Origin of the sequence: Archangium sp. (assembly GCF_036389735.1) — a bacterium.
GTDB lineage: Bacteria > Myxococcota > Myxococcia > Myxococcales > Myxococcaceae > Archangium.
This window is the reverse complement of sequence record NZ_DASVWK010000144.1, coordinates 1-3,533: the sequence shown is the minus strand read 5'-3', so window position 1 is coordinate 3,533 and position 3,533 is coordinate 1. Positions and strand designations below refer to the sequence as shown.

Annotated in this window: 3 protein-coding genes; all 3 read right to left on the bottom strand. The window is 72.3% G+C overall.

The annotated features are described in order from the left end of the window. Positions 1-382 (bottom strand): VWA domain-containing protein (locus VF794_RS05505; protein ID WP_331108124.1); only part of this gene is annotated, 382 nt, incomplete at its 3' end. Continuing rightward, complete coding sequence (locus VF794_RS05500; protein WP_331108123.1) at positions 383-2,557, bottom strand: hypothetical protein; 2,175 nt, start codon at positions 2,555-2,557, stop codon at positions 383-385. After that, positions 2,554-3,533: PP2C family protein-serine/threonine phosphatase (locus tag VF794_RS05495; protein WP_331108122.1), on the bottom strand; the 980-nt coding region annotated here is incomplete at its 5' end. The genes VF794_RS05495 and VF794_RS05500, both read right to left, overlap by 4 nt.

Below are 3,533 nucleotides of genomic sequence, written 5' to 3'. Positions count from 1 at the left end.
AGAAGAGGAACAGTCGGTTCGGGAGCGCCGAGCCTCGCAGCCGGTTTCCCGCCTCCTCCAGCGGGCGGCGGAAGAAGGTGCCGTTCGAGTAGGGCAGCGCGCGGATGTCGTCCGCGCTCTGGGCCGGGCGCGGCGGGGCGTCCTTGCCGTCGCCAAAGGCCAGCACGCTGAAGCGGTCGGCCGAGCCTCGTGCCAGTCCCTCGACGATGAGCGTACCGAGCACCGCCGCTCGCTCGGGGTCATTGGGCGGAAACTGGCGTCCTTGGCCGTCCTGGGACGCCACGCCCATGGAGCAGGAGTTGTCGAGGATGAGGACGATCTCGTTGCCCCCGCCGGCCGCGCCGGTGAGGAGCAGGGGCAGGACGAGCTGCGCGAACGTCATCTAGAGCTCCACTTTGAAGTACGTGCCCCCGGCCCGGTACAGCACCGAGGGGGATGGGACGTGGCCCTGGGCCAGGTCCGTCACCGGCTCCCACTGGAGGGTGCGGCGGTCCTGCTGCTCCAGGGGGCCCTGTCCCGCCAGCACCACGCCGGCGCCCCGGGTGGCGCGTAGCAGGATGACCGCGTTGCGGGTGCGACCGTTCACCTCTCCGTCACCGTTCAAACCCAACCGGGCATCCCGAAAGAAGCCAGGGCTGCTGCCGGGGCAGTCCAGCAGGAGGATGGCGGCGGCCTGACGCATGCCACGCTCGCTCCCGGCCACGCGGATGGACGCGCCGGAGGGGAAGCGGGCCGGTTGGGTGAAGCCCGCGAGCAACACCCCGAAACCGAGCAGCGCCAACGTGGGCCACACCCACGCGCCGTGGCAGCCGAGGAAGCCGCGGCCCTCGACCTTCCAGCGCAGGCGGACCGTCTTCTCCTGGGCCTTGAACTCGGGAGTGAGCGGCACCACGCGCAGCACGGCCGAGTCCGGCGAAACGTCCCCCGCGCACCGAGGCACCTCCAGGCAGATGTCGAGCCGGCGGTCCTGGGGGTCCAACGCGTCGATGCCCAGCGAGGGCACCAGACCGCGCACGTCCGCCGCTCCGAGCGCGTTGAGGAAGCTGAGCACCGGGCGCGCCTGGCAGCCTTCGAGTCCCTCGGCGCGCAGCTCCCAGCGATGCTCCTCGGCCCCCTGGGAGCGACCGAAGTCGAGCTTCTGGCAGGCCCCCGTCACGGGAGTGCTCGCGGCGACGGTGCCGAAGTCCAGCTCGGCTGGCAGCTCCAGCTTCAACCGCGGGCGCACCCGCACCTCGTGCGCGGGCATGGCGACAGGGCCTCGCGGCGTCTCGAACACGAGCGACCAGCTCACGGACTTCGGCTTGTCGTAGGTGGCCAGGAACTCGTACCGGTCACCCGCGCGGGGCGGCCCCCGGTAGCGCTCCTCGCCGGTGTCCTCCATGCGAGCCTCCACCCGAGGGTCCAGCAGCAGCTCGTCCACCCGGTGGCGAATCCCCGGATCGGTCGGACGCTGGAGCACCACCGTCCCACGGCATGGCAGCCCGACGTAGCAGGTGCGCGGCAACCCGGAGGTGTCGAAACCGAGCCCGAGGTCACTCACGGTGGCGGTGGCCTCGCCAGCGGGGCACACGATGCGCTCACCCACGCGCCCACCCGCGCTGATCCGCACCTGGCGCGGCCGCGGAGAGGCGGGCGGAGTCCACGAGGCCGATAGCTCCTTGTCCGCCGCGAGGGTCCGCGCTGGCTCGCCGTCCACCTGGACGGTGAACGCCAGGGAGAGCCCCGCTGGAGTCGCCACGGGCCGCTGTCCCGCCGCGTCGAAGAGGCTCGCGCGCAGCGGAGTGGCCTGCCCCGCCACGAGCGTCTCGGGGGCCACGGACGAGGGCTGGACGAGGCGGGCCCGGAAGCCGCAGACCTCCACCTTCAGAGACCGCGCCTCCGACCCGGCCGTGCGGAGCGTCTCGCCCGGCGCGAGCGGAGGCTTCTCGGGGATGAACTCGACGCGGGCGGAGTCGGTGGGCGGTAGGGTGAAGTCGACCGTGACCGTGCCATCCGGCTGCACGGTGCCGCGATGATCGGTGCTCTTCCCCGTGGCATCGGTCACACGGAAGGTGCCTCCGGGGATACGCCGCACGACGCCCTGATCGTCACGCACGGCGCCGACCGCCGACAGCCTGTCCCCCGCGGTGTACGGACCCGGGGTGATGCGCTCCACCTTCGCCTCGAGCTGCGCCGGGGGGGACGGCGGAGGGGGCGTGAGGTGCTTGCCGTCGATGACGTGAGCGAGCAACTCGCCGGACCGGAGGTTCTCCCCGAACAGCACGGCACAACCGTGCGCGTCCATGGGCCGGTAGTCCGGATTCCTCCGGAGGAACACCTTCTCGCAGGTGTCGTCCACCTCGTCGTAGCAGAGGAAGCAAGCCTTGCCGTCGGTGAGATAGAGGTGCTCGTGCCACTTGGCATGCAGCCGCACGATCTCCGGCTGGGCGCACGCGGCCACCACGTGCGGAGGCCTTCCCGTGTAGCCGCCGACGCAATAGGTCTCCGCCGCTCGCGAGGGTACGGCGACCAGGAGCGACACGACGGCGAGCAGCACCGGAAGCGCGGGGGCCCTCACTTCTTTCCCGCCTCCGTGACAGGATCGGCACCGGACGGAGTCGGGACCTCGGCGGCCGCCGCTCCGGTTCCAGCATCGGCCCCCGTCACCGAGGAGGCCCCAGGCGAGGGCACGGGCTTGGGCGGAACCCCTCTGGCCCCCACCCCCACGGCGATGCCCACGCCCAGTGCCACCACCCCCGTCGCGAGCAGCCACCACAGGGGAACCCGGCGCCCGGAGCGGCCCGTGGGCGCGGGGGGTTCCACCGGGCGCGTCGCGGCCCGTACCGAGGCCACGGGAACGGACGCCGGAGGCACGCCCACCGAAGCCAGGGGCATTCCCTCCGGGAGCGTCTCCCGCCGACCGTCCTGGGCGGCCTTCGTCGTGCGTGGCACCTCGGGCTGCCCCACCACGAGGAGGACGGCCGTGATGTTGTCGGCGCCCCCACGCTCGTTGGCGAGGTGGATGAGCCTCGTCACCGCGTCCTGGTAGTCGCGGCCCTCGATGAGCGGGTACAGCTCCTGGTCCTCGATGAAGTCGTACAGCCCGTCGCTGCACAGCAGCAGCACATCTCCGGACCGCAGCTCCAGCGGCTCCGTCCAGACCTCGGGCTTGAAGCTCTTCTGGACGCCCGCGCTGCCCCCCAACGCCTGCACCAGCACGTGCGCGTCCGGGTGGTTCCGCGCCTCCTCGGGCTTGAGGACGCCGTGGGCGACCATCTGGGCGACCCGCGTGTGGTCGCGCGTGCGGTCGATGAGCGCGCCCTCGCGGAACTGGTAGAGGCGGCTGTCGCCCACCCAGCCGACGTAGCAGCGTCCGCCCAGCACCCAGCCGATGACGCCCGTCGTCCCCATGCCCTCCACTCCCCGGGTGCGCGCGGTCTCGACCACCGCCTGGTTGGCCTCGACGAACGCCTGGTAGAGGGTGCGGGGCGGGTTGTCGGGCGCGCTGGCGGAGAGCACCTGGACGAGGCGATCGCTGGCCACCTGGCTGGCCA